4 protein-coding genes are annotated in these 17,404 nt (G+C 74.1%); 3 read left to right on the top strand and 1 reads right to left on the bottom strand.

Going from position 1 to position 17,404, the window contains the following annotated elements:
- Nucleotides 1–93 precede the first annotated feature (93 nt).
- On the bottom strand, nt 94–13,953 hold the full coding sequence (locus DXZ73_RS35510) for a type I polyketide synthase (protein WP_240351640.1): 13,860 nt from the start codon (nt 13,951–13,953) through the stop codon (nt 94–96).
- Between the two features lie 618 nt (nt 13,954–14,571).
- Between DXZ73_RS35510 and DXZ73_RS35505 the strand changes: the two genes are divergently transcribed.
- The 3 genes from DXZ73_RS35505 (at nt 14,572) to DXZ73_RS35495 (ending at nt 17,307) form a co-directional block, all read left to right on the top strand.
- Entirely contained in the window at nt 14,572–15,882 is a 1,311-nt protein-coding gene (locus tag DXZ73_RS35505; RefSeq protein WP_116215034.1) for an LLM class flavin-dependent oxidoreductase, read from the top strand.
- Complete coding sequence (locus DXZ73_RS35500; RefSeq protein WP_116215033.1) at nt 15,879–16,916, top strand: LLM class flavin-dependent oxidoreductase; 1,038 nt, start codon at nt 15,879–15,881, stop codon at nt 16,914–16,916. The genes DXZ73_RS35505 and DXZ73_RS35500 overlap by 4 nt, the downstream gene beginning before the upstream one ends.
- 169 nt (nt 16,917–17,085) lie before the next feature.
- Nucleotides 17,086–17,307 carry a hypothetical protein gene (locus DXZ73_RS35495; protein WP_240351639.1) on the top strand — a complete coding sequence of 74 codons (222 nt, stop codon included), beginning with the start codon at nt 17,086–17,088 and terminating at the stop codon, nt 17,305–17,307.
- Nucleotides 17,308–17,404: the final 97 nt, after the last annotated feature.

Below are 17,404 nucleotides of genomic sequence, written 5' to 3'. Positions count from 1 at the left end.
GCGCGACCCACTTCAGCTTGCTCAGCAGGTTCTGGTCATCGGTCATGTGAGGTCACTCCGCAAAAGTGTGTTCAGGACGGGCCGGGAGCAGATTCAGGAATTCCCGAACTCTTTTTCGATGACGGCGAGGATCTCGTCCGGTGTCGCAGCTTCCAGTTGGTCGACGAAGGCTGTGCCGTCCGCCGGGTCCGGATGTGCGAGGGTTTCGGCGGTGTCCTCGCAGGGTGCCGACAGGGCCAGCAGGCTCGTCAGGCGGTCCATGAGCCGCCGGCGCGAATCGCCGCCGAGCTCCGGCCCGGTCAGCGCCTGCTCGATCTTCCCGAGTTCCGCGAGGAGCGGCTCGATGCCGGGGCCGTCTCCCGAATCCAGTCGGGTCTCCAGGTACAGGGCCAGTTCCTGGACCGTGGGGTGGTCGAAGACCAGGGAGGCCGGGAGGCGGAGGCCGGTGGCCCTGTTCAGGCGGTTGCGCAGTTCGACCGCCATCAGCGAGTCGAAGCCCAGCCCCTTGAAGGGCGTGTCCACTCCCACCAGCCGGCCGGGGCCGTAGCCCAGCACCTCGCCCACGTAGCCGCGTACCGCGTCGAGCAGCACCCGCTGCCGCTCGGCCTCGCCCAGACCCGCGAGCCGGGCTGTGAGCCCCACCGCGTCCCGCGACTCCTCGGCGCGGGCCCGCGCCGCGCCGCCGCGCACGAGCGACCGCATCACGGACGGCACGCCGTCCGCGCCGCGCCGCCGCAGTCCCGCCACGTCGACCAGTGCCGGGACCACCAGCGCGCCCTCGGCCGCGACACCCGCGTCGAACAAGGCCAGGCCTTCCTCCACGCTCATCTCGGCCAGCCCCAGACCCGACAGCCGGTCCCGGTCCACGTCCGACAGGCCGCCGGTCAACGCGCCGCCGGTTCCCCACCATCCCCATGCCAGGGACACTCCGGGCAGGCCGTGCGCACGGCGATGGGACGCGAGGCCGTCCAGGAACACGTTGCTCGCCGCGTACCCCGCCTGCCCCGCGCTCCCCGCCACTCCGGCGAAGGACGAGAACAGGACGAACGCCGACAGATCGAGCTCAGCCGTCAACTCGTGCAGGTGCAGGGCCGCTTCGGCCTTGGGGCGGAACACCCCGGACAGCCGCTCCGCGTCCAGCGACTCGACCACACCGTCGTCGAGCACGGCCGCCGAGTGGACCACTCCGGTGAGCGGACGGTCGTCCGGGATCGAGGCCAACAGTGCCGCGAGGGAGTCGCGTTCACTCACGTCGCACGCCTCCACCCGCACCCGGGCGCCCGACTCCTCCAGCTCCGCGATCAGCTTGTCGACCCCGTCGGCCGCACCACCGCGCCGCGACACCAGCAGCAGATCCCGCACCCCGTACGCCGACACCAGGTGCCGGGCCACCAACGCGCCCAGACCACCCGTGCCACCGGTCACCAACACCGTTCCGTCCGGGCCGAAGGACGGCTGTCGCTCCTCGCCACGCGGCACGGTGAGCCGCGCCAGGCGCGGCACGAACGCCCGGCCGCCTCTGACCGCCACCTGCGGCTCCCCTGAACCCAGCGCGGTCCGCACCGCTGTCTGCTCGGCGTCGGTGGAGAGTCCCTGCTCGACGTCGACCAGCAGCAGCCGGTCCGGGTGCTCGCGCTGTGCCGAGCGCACCAGGCCCCAGACGGGCGCGGCCATCAGGTCCACGACGCCTCCGTCCGGACTCGCGTCCACGGCCCCGCGCGTCAGCACCACCAGCCTGGAGTCCGCGAACCGCTCGTCCGCCAGGAACTCCTGCACCACGGCCAACGCACTCGCCGTGACCGCCGGAACGGACTCCCCCACGGCACCGCCATGAGCCCAGACCACCAACTCCGAGGCGTCCTGCGCACCCCACGCGCCCCACTCGGACGGTGCTTCCGCCGAGACCGGGGCCGGAGTCCACTCGACGCCGAACAGCGCGTCCCGCAACCCGTTGCCCGCGGCGCGCAGTTGTTCCCGCGCCACCGGTCGCGTCACCAGCCGGTCCACCGAGAGCACCGGCGCACCCGAGCCGTCCACGACGCGCACCGAGACCCCGCCCTCGCCCGAGGGCACCACACCGACCCGTACCACCTGCCCGGGCGCGCCGGACAGCTCGACGCCCGACCAGACGAACGGCAGCCGCACCTCGTCGGCGGACGGATCGATCGACATGTGGAACACGGCGTCCAGGAGGGCCGGGTGAATGCCGAATCCGGCAGTGTCCCCGCTCACCGCGTCCGGCAGCGCGACCTCGGCGAAGACCTCGTCGCCGCGCCGCCACGCGGCCCGCACCCCCTGGAACACCGGGCCGTACCCGTATCCCAGCTCGGCCAGCCGGTCGTACAGATCGCCCACGCCCACCGGCACCGCGCTCCGCGGCGGCCACACGTCGAGAGCGACGTCCGTGCCCCCGTCGGCCGGCCCGTCGGCACGCGTCAACGAACCCGTGGCGTGCAGCGTCCACGCCTCGTCGCCCGCCGCGTCCGTGTCGTCCGGGCAGGAATGCACCGTGACCGCGCACCGGCCGGTCTCGTCCGCTCCTGCCACGGCCAGCTGCAACCGGACACCACCGGTGCCGCTCAGCACCAGCGGCTCCTGCAGGGTCAGTTCCTCCAGGCGGCCGTGGCCAGACCGCTCTCCCGCCTGAACGGCCAGCTCCACGAACACCGCGCCCGGCAGCACCGCAGAGCCGAACACCGTGTGGTCGGCCAGCCAGGGCTGCTCGGCCAGGGACAGCCGGCCGGTCCACAGCGCGCCGCCGCCGGGCAGGGACACCGTCGCGCCCAGCAGCGGATGGCCGGCGGCCACCAGACCCAGGCCCGCCACGTCACCGCGCCGCGCCGGGGCGTCCAGCCAGAAGCGCTCCCGCTGGAAGGCGTACGTCGGCAGGTCGACGCGCTCGGCGCCCGTACCGGCGAAGACCGCGTCCCAGTCGACGGCCAGGCCGTTGACGTAACCCTCGGCGAGGGAGGTCAGGAGCCGTTCCCTGCCGCCTTCCTCGCGGCGCAGGGTGCCCAGGGCCACCGCCCGGGTGCCGGTGTCCTCGAAGATCTCCTGGAGCCCGACGGTCAGCACCGGGTGGGCGCTGGACTCGACGAAGAAGCCGAAGCCGTCCGCCAGCAGGGCCCGTACGGTCTCGTCGAAGCGCACCTCCTGGCGCAGGTTCGTGTACCAGTACTCGGCGTCCGCACCCGAGGTGTCGAACACGCCGCCGGTCACGGTCGAGTAGAACGGGATCTCGCCGCGGCGCGGCCGGATGCCCTCCAGTGCGCCGATGACCTCCTCGCGGACGGTCTCCACCTGGGCGGAGTGCGAGGCGTAGTCCACCGGGATCCGCTTGGCGCGCACCCCGTCGGCCTCGCAGGCGGCCAGCAGCTCCTCCAGCGCGTCCACCTCGCCGGAGACGACCGTGGAGGAGGGGCCGTTGACGGAGGCGACGGAGATCCGCGTCCCCCACCGGTCCAGGAGCTCGCGGACCCGGCCCGCGGGCCGGGGTACGGAGACCATGCCGCCACGGCCGGAGAGCCGCTCGGCGATCGCCTTCGCCCGCAGCGACACGACCTTCGCCGCGTCCTCCAGGGACAGCGCGCCGGACACCGCCGCCGCGGCGATCTCGCCCTGGCTGTGGCCGATGACGGCGGCGGGCCGCACGCCCATCGACCGCCAGAGCGCCGCCAGCGAGACCATGACGGCCCAGAGGGCGCTCTGCACGACCACCACGTCGTCCAGCGACGGGGCGTCGTCCCCGCCCCGGACCACGTCCGTCACGGACCAGCCCGTGTGCGGCCGCAGGGCCGCGTCGCACTCCGCCAGTCGCGCGGCGAACACCGGTGCGGATTCCAGCAGTTCCGCCGCCATCCCCTGCCACTGCGATCCCTGGCCGGGGAAGACGAACGCGACCTGGCCCGGGTCCTCGGGTGCCCTGCCGGTGACCGTGCCGGCGGCGGGCAGTCCCCCGGCCAGGGCGGTCAGGCCCGCCAGGGCGGTCGCGCGGTCCGGCGCCAGCACGACGCCGCGGTGTTCGAGGGCGGCTCGTGTCGAGGCCAGGGAGTGGCCCACGTCGGCCACGGCCAGGTCGGCGCCGGCCGTCACGAAGGCGGACAGCCGCTCGGCCTGGGCCCGCAGGGCGGCCTCGGACCGCCCGGACACGGGCCAGGGCACCACCGCTGTGGACGGCGGGGTGTCGCCGCTCCCGGCGGGGGCGGCGGGCTCGGGCCGTGCCTCTTCGATGATGACGTGGGCGTTGGTGCCGCTGATGCCGAAGGAGGAGATGCCCGCGCGGCGGGGGTGGCCGTCGGTCGTCCACTCCGTCGGCTCGGTGAGCAGTTCCACGGCGCCCGCGGTCCAGTCCACGTGCGGGGAGGGCTGATCCACGTGCAGGGTCTGCGGCAGCATGCCGTGCCGCATGGCCTGCACCATCTTGATCACGCCCGCCACGCCCGCGGCGGCCTGTGCGTGCCCGATGTTGGACTTGACGGACCCCAGCCGCAGCGGCCGGTCGGCCGGCCGGTCCTGGCCGTAGGTGGCCAGCAGCGCCTGCGCCTCGATCGGGTCACCCAGCGTGGTGCCCGTACCGTGCGCCTCCACCGCGTCCACATCGGCAGCCGACAGCCCGGCACCGGCCAGGGCCGCGCGGATCACCCGCTGCTGCGACGGGCCGTTGGGGGCGGTGAGGCCGTTGCTGGCGCCGTCCTGGTTGACCGCGCTGCCGCGGACGACCGCGAGCACCTGGTGTCCGTTGCGGCGGGCGTCCGAGAGGCGCTCGACCAGCAGGATGCCCGCGCCCTCGGACCAGCCGGCGCCGTCCGCCGACGCGGAGAACGCCTTGCACCGGCCGTCGGGCGCCATGCCCCGCTGTCGGCTGAACTCCACGAACACCCACGGGGTCGCCATCACCGTCACACCGCCCGCCAGCGCCAGCGAGCACTCGCCCGAGCGCAGCGCCTGCACCGCGAGGTGCAGGGCGACCAGGGAGGAGGAGCAGGCGGTGTCGACGGTGACCGCGGGCCCTTCCAGGCCGAAGGTGTAGGAGATGCGGCCGGAGGCGACGCTGCCCTGGGTGCTGGTGACCGCGTAGCCCTCCAGCCCTTCGGGGGTGTCGGAGGTGGTGCCGTAGTCGTGGTGCATCACGCCGATGAACACGCCCGTCGGGCTGCCCTTCAGCGTCCTCGGGTCGATCCCCGCCCGCTCGAACACCTCCCAGGACGTCTCCAGCAGCAGCCGCTGCTGCGGGTCCATGGCCAGCGCCTCGCGCGGTGAGATCCCGAAGAACTCCGGGTCGAACTCCCCCGCGTCGTGCAGGAATCCGCCCTCGCGCGCATAGCTCTTGCCGGTCGCGTCCGGGTCTGGGTCGTAGAGCCCCTCGTCCCAGCCGCGGTCGGCCGGGAAGTGCGACACCGCGTCCCCGCCCGACGCGACCAGCTTCCACAGGTCCTCCGGCGAGCCGACCCCGCCCGGGTAGCGGCAGGCCATGCCGACGATCGCGATCGGCTCGTCCGCCGCGCCGCCAGGCACCGCGGGGACCGACGGCGCGGCGGCGGGCGGCGACGTGGCGCCCAGGACCTCCGCGCGCAGGTAGTCGGTGAGCAGGCCGGGGGTGGGGTAGTCGAAGACGAGCGTGGCCGGGAGGCGTTGCCCGGTGGCGGCGTTGAGGCGGTTGCGCAGCTCCACCGCGGTGAGCGAGTCGAAGCCCAGCTCCTTGAACGGGCGGCCGGCGGCGATCGTCTCCGGGGTGGCGTGCCCCAGGACGGTGGCCACCTGGGCGCGCACGAGGTCCAGCAGCGCCCGGTTCTGCTCGTCCTGGCCGAGGCCGGACAGGCGCTGGGCCAGAGCGGTGCCGCCGGAGGCGCCGACGGTGTTGGCTGCCCTGCGGGCCACCGTCCGTACCAGGCCGCGGAAGAGGGGCCGCAGCATGCCGGAGGCCGCCTCGCGCCGGAGGGTGGCCGTCTCCAGGCGTACGGGAACCAGGTGCGCGTCGTCCAGCGTGACCGCCGCGTCCAGCAGGGCCAGGCCCAGGGCGGACGGCAGGGGCTGGATGCCCGCGCGCTCCATCCAGGCCAGGTCGTGCTGTCCGAGGTGGCCGAGCATGTCGCTCGACCGGTCCCACAGGCCCCAGGCGAGGGAGTGGGCGGGCAGGCCCTGGGCGCGACGGTGCTGGGCCAGGGCGTCCAGGAAGGCGTTGGCCGCCGCGTAGTTGCCCTGTCCCGGGTTGCCGAAGGTGCCCGCGACGGAGGAGAACAGGACGAACGCCGACAGCTCCAGCCCGCGGGTCAGTTCGTGCAGGTTGACCGCCGCGTCGACCTTCGGGCGCAGCACCCGTTCCGTCTGCTCGGGGGTCAGGGAGGCGACCAGGCCGTCGTCGAGCACTCCGGCCGCGTGCACCACGCCGGTCAGCGGCCGGTCGGCCGGGATGCCGGCCAGGACGGCGGCCAGCGCGTCGCGGTCGGCCGCGTCGCACGCGGCGATCGTCACGTCGGCCGCGCCCAGTGCGGTCAGTTCGGCCTGGAGCTCCGCGGCGCCGGCGGCGTCCCGGCCGCGGCGGCTGGTGAGCAGCAGGTGCCGTACGCCGTGCTCGGTGACCAGGTGCCGGGCCAGCAGTCCGCCGAGCGCCCCGGTGCCGCCGGTGATGAGCACCGTGCCCGCCGTGTCCAGCGGCCCGGCGCCCTCGGTGGGCGCCGAGGCGGTGGCGCGGGCCAGCCGGGGCACGAGGGCCGTGCCCTCGCGCACCGCGATCTGCGGCTCCTCCGCCGTGACCGCCGCCGCGACCGCCCGGGTCAGGGCGGCGCGGGAGGTGTCCAGTTCATCGATGTCCACCAGTACGAAGCGGCCGGGGTTCTCCGACTGCGCGGACCGCAGCAGGCCCCACACAGGCGCGTGTGCCAGGTCCGTGACGTCCTCGTCGGTCCGGGTGGCCACGGCCCGCCGGGTCACGACCACGAGCCGGGACTCCGCGGCGCGTTCTTCGGCAAGCCACGCGCGGGCCAGGGCCAGCGCCTCGGTCGTCGCCTCGTGGGCCGCGGCCGCGAGCGGGCCGCTCGCCGGTGTCCCGGCGCACGTGGTCACCACGACCTCCGGTGCGGCGTCGGCGGCGAACAGCGACTCCAGGTCGGGGGCGTGCAGGGCCGCGTCGATCGGCCCGGTCCCGGGCGCGCCGAGCACCGCCCAGCCGCTGGTGTCCACGGCGCCGTCGGCCAGGGCCAGCGCGGTCCACTCGGTGCGGAACAGGGCGTTGCGGGTGGTGTCCTCGGCGCCGCCGAGCTGCCGCCCGGAGACCGGGAGCAGGGTCAGCGACTCCACCGAGGCGACCGGCGCGCCCGCGGTGTCGGCGATCGTCACGGACACCGCGTCGGTGCCGGCGGGGGCGACCCGTACCCGTACGGTCGCGGCGCCCACGGCGTGCAGGGTGATGCCGCTCCAGGCGAACGGCAACCGTACGGGGGGCGTGCCCTGGCCGTCCTGGCCGTCGAGCGCGCTCAGCAGGGCGGGGTGCAGTGCGGCGTCGAGCAGGGCCGGGTGGATGCCGAACCGGCCCGCCTCCGTGCCCTGTTCCTCGGACAGGGCGACCTCGGCGTGGATCTCCTGGCCGACGCGCCAGGCGGCGCGCAGTCCCTGGAAGGCCGGTCCGTAGCCGTAGCCGATGTCCGCCACCCGCTCGTAGAAGGATTCGAGATCGACGCGCTCCGCGCCCCGGGGCGGCCAGACCGTCAGGTCCGCGGCCGGTGCCGCGGCCGCTCCGCGCAGCAGGCCGGTGGCGTGCCGGGTCCATGGCTCGTCGGTGTCGTCGGCGTCCGTGGCCTCGGGCCGCGAGTACACCGCGACCTGGCTCTGCCCGTGGGCGTCCGGCGACTCCACCGCGACCTGCAGCTGGACGCCGCCGCGCTCGGGCAGGGTCAGCGGGGCTTCGAGGGTGAGCTCTTCCAGCCGGTCGAGGCCCACCGCGTCGCCCGCCCGCAGGGCCAGTTCCACGAAGGCGGCGCCGGGCAGCAGCACGCTGCCGAGGGCCGCGTGGTCGGCGAGCCAGGGGTGCGTCTGCATCGACAGACGGCCCGTCAGCAGCACGTTCCCGTCGGCAGCGGCCTGTACGGCGGCGCCCAGCAGCGGGTGGTGTGCGGCGCCGATACCGAGGCCGCCCGGGTCGCCGGTGCGGGCGGCCGTGGGCTCCAGCCAGTAGCGCCGGCGCTGGAAGGCGTACGTCGGCAGCCCGGTCGGGTTCGCGTCCGTCCCCGCGTACAGGGCCTTCCAGTCCACGCCGGGCAGACCGCGTACGTATCCCTCGGCCAGCGAGGTCAGGAAGCGGGCCGGACCGCCCTCGTCACGGCGCAGCGAACCGATCGCGACCGCCTCGGTCTCCGCGTCCTCGAACGTCGCCTGCATGCCCGTGGTCAGCACCGGGTGCGCGCTGGACTCGATGAAGAAGCGGAAGCCGTCCGCCAGCAGTGCCCGCACGGTGGCCTCGAAGTCCACCGGCCGGCGGGCGTTGTCGAACCAGTACTCGGCCGTCAGTTCCCGGGTGTCGCGGGCGGTGCCGGTGACCGTGGAGTAGAAGGGCACGTCCCCCCTGGCCGGGGTGATCCCGGCGAACAGCTCCAGGATCTCCTCGCGCAGCGGGTCGACCTGCGCGCAGTGCGAGGCCACCGTCGACCCCACCACCCGCGCCCGGACGTTCTCCGCCTGGCAGGCGGCCACGAACTCCTCCAGCGTCGGGACGTCGCCCGCGACCGTCACCGCGCGGGGACCGTTGCGCCCGGCGATCACCAACCGGCCCTCCCACCGGGCCAGTCGCTCCTCCACCGCGTCCGCCGGCAGGGCCACCGAGGCGACCGCGCCGTTGCCGACCAGTTCACGGGCGAACAGGGCGCTGCGCAGCACGATGAGCTTCGCCGCGTCCTCCAGGGACAGTGCCCCGGCCACGTGTGCGGCGGCGACCTCGCCCTGGCTGTGGCCCACCACCGCGGCGGGCCGTACGCCTGCCGCCTGCCACACGGCGGCCAGCGCCACGTTCACGGCGAACAGCACCGGCTGGAGGATCTCGATCCGCTCGGGCGAGGGGGCCTGCGGCGCCTGCCGCAGGACGTCGGCCACCGACCAGTCCACGAACCGTCCGATCGCCGCGTCGGCCTCCGCGAGCCGGGCGGCGAACACGGGCGAGGAGTCGAGCAGTTCGACCGCCATGCCCCGCCACTGCGAGCCCTGGCCGGGGAAGACGAACACCACGCGGCCGCGGACGTCCGCCACACCGGAGACCACGCCCGCGGCGGGCAGGCCGTCGGCCAGTGCCGACAGGCCCGCGAGGCCCGTCTCCCGGTCGGGCGCCGGCACCACGGCCCGGTGCTCCAGCACCGCCCGCGACGCCACCAGCGACCAGCCCACGTCCAGCGGGGACAGCTCCGTACGGGTCCCGGTGAAGGCCGCGAGGCGTCCGGCCTGCGCCCGCAGCCCTTCCTCCGACGCGCCCGATACGACCCACGGCACCGAGGCGTCGGCGACCGCGAGACGCGTGCCGTCGCTGTCGTCGGCCGCGGCCGGTCCGGAAGCGGTCAACCGCTCATCGGCGGGCGCCTCTTCGAGGATCACGTGCGCGTTGGTGCCGCTGATGCCGAACGAGGACACACCCGCACGGCGCGGGCGCCCGTCCGCCGTCCACTCCACCGGCTCGGTCAGCAACTCCACCGCGCCCGCGGACCAGTCGATGTGCGGCGACGGCTCGTCCACGTGCAGGGTGCGCGGCAGCGTCCCGTGCCGCATGGCCATCACCATCTTGATCACACCCGCCGCGCCCGCGGCGGCCTGGGTGTGCCCGATGTTCGACTTCACCGACCCCAGCCGCAACGACCGGCCCTCCGGCCGCCCCTGCCCGTACGTGGCCAGCAGGGCCTGCGCCTCGATCGGGTCGCCCAGGGTCGTGCCGGTGCCGTGCGCCTCGACCGCGTCGACCTCGCCGGGCGCGAGGCGCGCGTCGGCCAGCGCGGCGCGGATGACGCGCTGCTGCGACGGGCCGTGCGGTGCCGTCAGGCCGTTGCTGGCGCCGTCCTGGTTGGTCGCGCTGCCGCGGATCACCGCCAGCACCTGATGCCCGTTGCGCCGCGCGTCCGACAGCTTCTCCACCAGGAGCACGCCCACGCCCTCGGCCCACCCGGTGCCGTCGGCCGCCGCCGAGAACGCCTTGCACCGGCCGTCCGGCGACAACGCGCCCTGGCGGCTGAGCTCCACGAACATCCCGGGCGTCGGCATGATCGTCACGCCGCCCGCCAGGGCCATCGAGCACTCGCCCGACCGCAGCGACCGCACCGCCCAGTGCAGTGCCACCAGCGACGACGAGCACGCCGTGTCCACGGTCACCGCGGGCCCTTCCAGGCCGAGGGTGTAAGCCACTCGGCCCGAGGCCACGCTGATCGTCCCGCCGGTCAGCCGGTGCCCGTCGACGCCCTCCGCGCCTTCCTGCAGCTGGGGTCCGTACTCCTGGAACATCGCGCCGAAGAACACGCCCGTCCGGCTGCCGCGCACCGACGTCGGGTCCAGACCGGCCCGCTCCAGTGCCTCCCAGGACGTCTCCAGCAGCAGCCGCTGCTGCGGCTCCATCGCCAGCGCCTCGCGCGGGGAGATCCCGAAGAAGGCGGGGTCGAAGTCGACGGCGTCGTGCAGGAAACCGCCGTGCCGCACATAGCTCGTGCCGCGCCGCTCCAGCTTCGGGTCGTAGAGGTTCTCCAGGTCCCAGCCGCGGTTGACCGGGAAGTCCCCGATCACGTCCCGCTCGGCCATCACCAGATCCCACAGGTCCTCGGGCGACTCCACGCCGCCGGGGAACCGGCACGCCATCGCCACGATCGCGATCGGCTCGTCATCGGCGCCGGTGGTCGGCGCGGCGGGCTGCCGGTCCGCCGTCTCGTCGACCCCGAGCAGCCGGCGCTCCAGGTGAGCCGCTATCGCGGACGGCGCCGGGTGGTCGAAGAGGGCGGTCGTGGTCAGGTTGACGCCGGTCGCCGTCTTCAGGCGGTTGCGCAGGTCGACCATCGCCAGGGAGTCGAAACCGAGCGACTTGAACGTACGGTCCAGGTCGATGTCGTGGGGCGAGGGATGCCCGAGGACGACGGCGACCTCGTCCCGTACGAGATCCGCCACTCGCTCGGGTGACACACCGTCGGTGCCGGTACCCGTCACCGGCTCGGGCTGCGCGACCTGCTCCCGCGGGTGCGCGGCGGAACCTTCGGGGGCCGTCAAGTCGAGCCAGTGGCTGCGGCGTTGGAAGGCGTACGCCGGCAGGTCGGCCGCCCTCGGCCCCGGGCCGAGCACCGCGGGCCAGTCCACGTCGACGCCGCGCGTCCAGGCCTCGGCGGCCGACAGCAGGAACCGGTCCCAGCCGCCCTCGCCGCGGCGCAGCGTGCCGACCACCAGGCCGCGCTCGCCCGCACCGGCCGCTTCGAGGGTCTCCTCCACGCCCGCGACCAGCACCGGGTGGGCACTGACCTCGACGAAGCGGGTGAACCCGGCCGCCAGCGCGGCCCGTACGCTCTCCTCGAACCGCACCGTCTCGCGCAGGTTCCGGTACCAGTACTCCGCGTCCAGCTCCCGGCCCGTGACCGTGCCACCGGTCACCGACGAGTAGACCGGCACTCCCGCCCGGGCGGGAGCGATCCCGGTCAGTCCGCGCAGCACCTCGTCGCGGACGGCCTCGACCTCGGCGCAGTGCGACGCGTAGTCCACCGGCACCCTGCGGGCCCGGATCTCCGCGGACTCGCAGCGGGCCAACAGCTCCTCCAGCGCCCGCGGTTCGCCGGACACCACCGTCGACGACGGGCTGTTGACCGCCGCCACCGAAAGCCGCCCGTCGAATTCGGCGATCAGCTCGCCGACAGCCGCCGCGCCCAGCGAGACGGCGACCATGCCGCCCCGCCGCGAAAGCCCCTGTCCGATCGCCTGGCTGCGCAGCGCCACGACCCGCGCGCCGTCCGGGAGCGACAGGGCTCCCGCCACCACCGCCGCCGCGATCTCTCCCTGGGAGTGCCCGACGACCGCGGCGGGCCGGACGCCCACCGACCGCCACACCTCGGCCAGGGACACCATCACCGCCCACAGCGCCGGCTGCACCACGTCGACGCGGTCGAGCCGGCTCGCGTCGGCCAGGTCCCGTACCACCTCTGTCAGCGACCACTCGACGTACGGCGAAAGCGCCGCCTCGCACTCGGCCATCCGCTCGGCGAAGACCGGGGAAGAATCGAGCAGTCCGGCCGCCATTCCCGCCCACTGCGAGCCCTGGCCGGGGAAGACGAACACCACTCCGGAGTCCGCGTCGCCGGAATCCGCGCGGGTGCGCGCGTCGGGCGCCACGCCGCGGACCACCTTCGCGGCACCGGCGCCCGTCGCCACCGCCCGGAGCCCGGCCCGCAGGCCCGGCCCGTCCTCGCCGACCACGACGGCCCGGTGCTCGAACTGCGCGCGCCCCACCGCCAGGGTGCGGGCGACCGCGCGGACGTCGGCTTCCGGGCGCTGCCGGGCGTAGGCGTCCAGCCGTTCGGCCTGACCGCGCAGCGCGGCCTCGCCGCGGGCCGACACCGGCCACGGGACCGCGCCGCCCGTTCCCGACGGCGCCGGCAGGGCTGCCGACGAGGTGCCCGCGGCATGGCCACCGTGTCCGTGGTGACCGTTGCGCAGCTCCGGCGGCGGGTCGGTGACGACCACGTGGCAGTTCGTGCCTCCCAGTCCGAAGGAGGAGACTCCGGCGACGAGCCGGCCGTTCTCGCCCCGCCATGTCTCGTGCTCTTTCTGCACCTTGAGGTTCCACTCGGCGAGCGGGATGCGCGGGTTCTCCGTCTCGTGGTTGAGGGTCGGGACGAACTCTCGGTGGCTGACGCAGGAGACGATCTTCAGCAGCCCGGCGATCCCGGCCGCCGCCTCCAGGTGCCCGATGTTGGTCTTGACGGAGCCGACCAGTACGGGCTGGCCGTCGGGGCGTACGGTCCCGAACGCCTGGCCGACGGCGGACGCCTCCAGCGGGTCACCGACCTTGGTGCCGGTCCCGTGCAGCTCGACGCACTGGACGTCCGCGGGCGCGATGCCGGCCGCCGCGCACGCGTCGAGCAGCACCTCCCGCTGGGCGGCGGCGCTGGGGACCGTCAGGCCGTCACCGCCGCCGTCGTTGTTGATGGCGGTGCCCTCGATGACGGCCAGGACCCGGTCGCCGTCGGCGACAGCCGCCGCCAGGGGCTTCAGCAGGACGAATCCGCCGCCTTCGCCCCGCGCGTATCCGTTGGCCCGCGCGTCGAAGGTGTAGCAGCGGCCGTCGGGCGAGAGGGCTTCGAAGCGCTTGAGGCTGCTCGTGCTGTGCTCGGAGAGGATGAGGTTCACGCCGCCCGCCAGCACCGCGTCGGACTCGCCGCGCAGCAGGCTCTGCACCCCGAGGTGCACGGCGACGAGCGAGGAGGACTGGCCGGTGTCCACCACGGCGCTGGGGCCGCGCAGGCCGAGGCGGTAGGAGATCCTGTTGGCGATGAAGCTGCGCTGGGTGCCCGTCAGGCTGTGCCGTGTCACCGCGTCCGCGCCCTGGCGGTGCAGCAGTGCGGCGTAGTCGTCGTTGATGGCCCCGACGAAGACACCGACGCGGGTGCCCCGCAGGGCCTCGGGAGAGGCTCCGCTGTTCTCCACCGCCTCCCAGCTCAGCTCCAGGGCCAGGCGCTGCTGGGGGTCCATCGCGGCCGCTTCGGCCGGTGACACCTCGAAGAAGTCCGCGTCGAACCCGTCCACGTCGTCCAGGTATCCGCCCGGCAGGTCCCCGAAGCCCGGTTCCCGGCCGGCCCGGCGGGCGTCCGGGAATTCCCCGACCCCGGATCGGCCGTCTTTGAGGAGCTGCCAGAACTCGTCGGGGGTCGCCGCTCCGGCGACTCGGCACGAGAATCCGACGACCGCGATTTTTGCACTGGAGTTCTGGTCGCCATGCCCGGACATAACTTCATCACTCATCGGAGATATCCCTCCAGGAATACCAGAACAGCGTGCACGCGTGCAGCCCGGTTCAGCCTTGAACCCGGAATGGGCAGAATTCCGCGTGAGCAGGATGACTTTCGTTCGCCAGAAGTCGCGGATCCGCGACCGTCAGAAGACCGCCCGCGCCGGTGCGGCGAGGCGTTGCGTACAAATTCTCAGGCGTTCCCGCACGGGGTGACCGCCGCGCCCCGCCGTCGACGGCGCCCGGCGCGCACAGGGACCGGGCATCCGGGCCCACCGGCCCGCGCCGGGTGCGGCAAGCACCCGCGCGACATCAGTCTCCGCATCGAAAAAGTCACCCAGTCCCCCGACTAAGAACTACTCGAATCCACCACGCGGGGCTGCTTCACAGGCCACGTGACAACGTGTCACTTCCAGTGACCCCGGGGCGGTTACCAGTCAGTATGGCGGCATGGGGTTTCAGCGCGGTTTCAGCACACACGCACACCGGTTGACGCAGGGTTTTATGAACAGACAGAAGACACGGTCACCTAGTACCGTCGCTCCGCAGCGACCTATCGGAACAGCAACGCGGTGCGCGTTCCCGGTGAGGGTCTCTTCGTCCCAGAAAATTCAGCCGAGGGAAGATCGCACATGGTTCATCGGAAACGCACGATGAAACTCGGGGCCATAATCGACGGCCCCGGCTCGCACATCGCCGCCTGGCGGCACCCGTCCACTCCGACGGACGCCCAGCTCGACTTCGCCTTCCACCTGGAGTGTGTCCGCACGCTCGAACGGGGCAGGTTCGACTGTCTGTTCGTGCCGGATGTGGTGGCCGTCTGGGGCACCGACGTCCAGCACATCAGCCAGACCGCGCGCAACGAGCACTTCGAGCCGCTGAGCCTGCTGGCCGCCTACGCCGCCGGGACCGAGCACATCGGGCTCGCCTCGACGGCCACCACGACCTACAACGAGCCGTACGACATCGCCCGCAGGTTCACCTCCCTCGACCGCATCAGCGGCGGCCGGGCCGGGTGGAACGTCGTCACCTCCGCCGCCCCCTGGGAGTCGCGCAACTTCGGCTTCCCCGAGCACATGGAGCACGACCGGCGCTACGTGCGCGCCGAGGAGTTCATCGGCGTCACCAAGCGGCTGTGGGCGGCGGACGGGGCGGGACGGCAGCCGGCGCACCGCGGCGAGTTCTTCGACGTCCAGGGCCCGCTGAACCTGCCGGCCTCCCCCCAGGGCAGTCCCGTGATCTTCCAGGCGGGGGCCTCGCCCGTGGGCCGGGAGTTCGCCGCGCGGCATGCCGAGGTGATCTTCACCCGGCACACACGGTTGTCCGACGGCCAGGAGACGTACGCCGACCTGAAGCGACGCGTCGCCGCGCACGGCAGGGACCCGGAAATGGTCCAGATCTGGCCCGGTGTCCAGCCCCTCGTGGCCAGTACCGAGCGGGAGGCGCGCCGGCTCATCGACGAGCTGCACGAGCTCGTACCCGACATCGTCGCCATCCGGGCGCTCCAGGAGCAGCTGGGCGACCTGGACCTGACACGGTATCCGCTCGACGGCCCGGTCCCCGACATCCCGTCGTCGAACCGCTCGTCGAGCACGGCGAAGATGTGGATGTCGCTGGCGCACCGGGAGAATCTGACGCTTCGTCAACTCGCACTGCGCCAGGTCGCCGACTTCTTCGCCGGTACGCCGGAGCAGGTGGCGGACCACATGGAGCGCGGGTTCACCGAGCGCGCGGCCGACGGCTACATCGTGGACTTCCCCCACCTCCCCGCGTCCCTCGACGCCTTCGTCGACCACGTCGTGCCGGAGCTGCGCCGGCGCGGACTGGTGCACGACGAGTACGCCGACGGCACCCTGCGCGAGAAGCTGGGGCTGGCCGCTCCTCCCTCGGGCGGTGCCGCGGCGACGACCGACACGATGACGCTCAAAGCAGGTGCCGCATGACTCAGCGCGATGGCCGCATCACCCTGTTCACCCGGCTGATCACCGCCTCCGACGGCGGGGACGGCGGTTCGCGGGACCTCGGCACCGGCTCGTTCGCGCGGGTCCGCGACCGGGCCCGGGAGGCGGAGGCCGCCGGGATCGACGCGCTGCTGCTCCACGACCGCCAGTCGGCCGCGCCCGACCCGGCCGACGATCCGTACTTCGAGACCGGCACCCTCGCCGGCGCCCTCGCGGTCTGCACGCGCTCCGTGGGGCTCGTGGCCTCCGTGTGCACGGAACACGCGCTCCCCTACCACCTGGCCCGGCTCCTGGCCACGGTCGACCACCTCGGCCACGGACGCGCGGGCTGGCAGCCGGTCACCGCCGCCGACCCGGACGCGGCGGCCAACTACAGCCGCGCCGACGGCGCGTCGGCGGCGGCGCGTCGCTCGCGCGCCGCGGAGTTCGCCACCGTGCTGACCGGCCTGTGGGACAGCTTCGACGACGACGCCTTCCGCAGGGACAGGGAATCGGGTGTGTACTTCACCCCCGAGAAGCTGCACACGCTCGACCACAAGGGCGAGCACTTCGAGGTGACCGGGCCGCTGAACATCGCCCGCCCGCCGCAGGGTCACCCCCTCCTGGTCCACCGCGCGGCGGACGCCGACGACATCGCGCTCGCCGCCCGCGTCGCCGATGTCGTCCTCGTCCCGGCGCGGGGCGGCCAGGACCCCGCCCGGGTCCGGGAAGCGGTGCGCGAGCAGGCCCGGGCGGCCGGGCGCGACGCCGACGGCATCGCCGTCCTGCTCGACTGGCCGGTCGACGGCGACCCGGGCGCGGCCGCCCGGCTGCGGGCGCTGTTCGACGCGGGCGCCGCGGACGGCTTCACCCTGCTCGCCCCCACCGGCCCCGCGGAGGCGGCACACACCGCCGTCCTGACCCTCGCGACCGAGGTGCGCGAAGACGGCCACGCCCTGCCGGCCGCTCCCGACGGAGCCACCCTGCGCGACCGACTGGGTCTGCCGCGGCCTGCGGGGCGCCACCAGACGGTCTGAGCACGTCACGGACCGCCGCCGTCCGCCCCGTCCGCCTTCCGGTCGGGGCGGACGGCGGCGTGCGCGCGTCCGGGACCCGGCCGCCCCGGGAACTCTCCACCCCCTTTCGGACGTCCGCTGAGAGAGACGTGTCCGTGCCGAGAGGCACCGGCGAAGGGCGGGTATCCCCGTGAGTACCGAATCCGGGAATCAGCGTGAGCCGTGGGACGACGTGGTCCTCGACGAGTCCTTCGTGCGCGACGCCGAGGTCTCCGAGCCCTCCGCGCGGGCCCGGATCCTGGCCGCGCGGTGGCGGCGCGAGGCGCCCGAACCCCAGCCGTGGCGCGCCGACGAGCCTCCGGCGGGCTGGTTCTGGAGCAAGGCCCGCAGGCGGCGCCGGCGCCGTTCCTGACCGGGGCGCCGTCGTCGCGCACGCGGGCATGCCGGGCCTCGGCGCGTATGAGCACAAGCAGTTGACGCAACCCTGACACCGGCGCACAACGACGCCG

The sequence above is a fragment of the Streptoverticillium olivoreticuli subsp. olivoreticuli genome (genome assembly GCF_003391135.1).
GTDB lineage: Bacteria > Actinomycetota > Actinomycetes > Streptomycetales > Streptomycetaceae > Streptomyces > Streptomyces blastmyceticus.
This window is presented reverse-complemented; position numbering and strand designations above follow the sequence as displayed.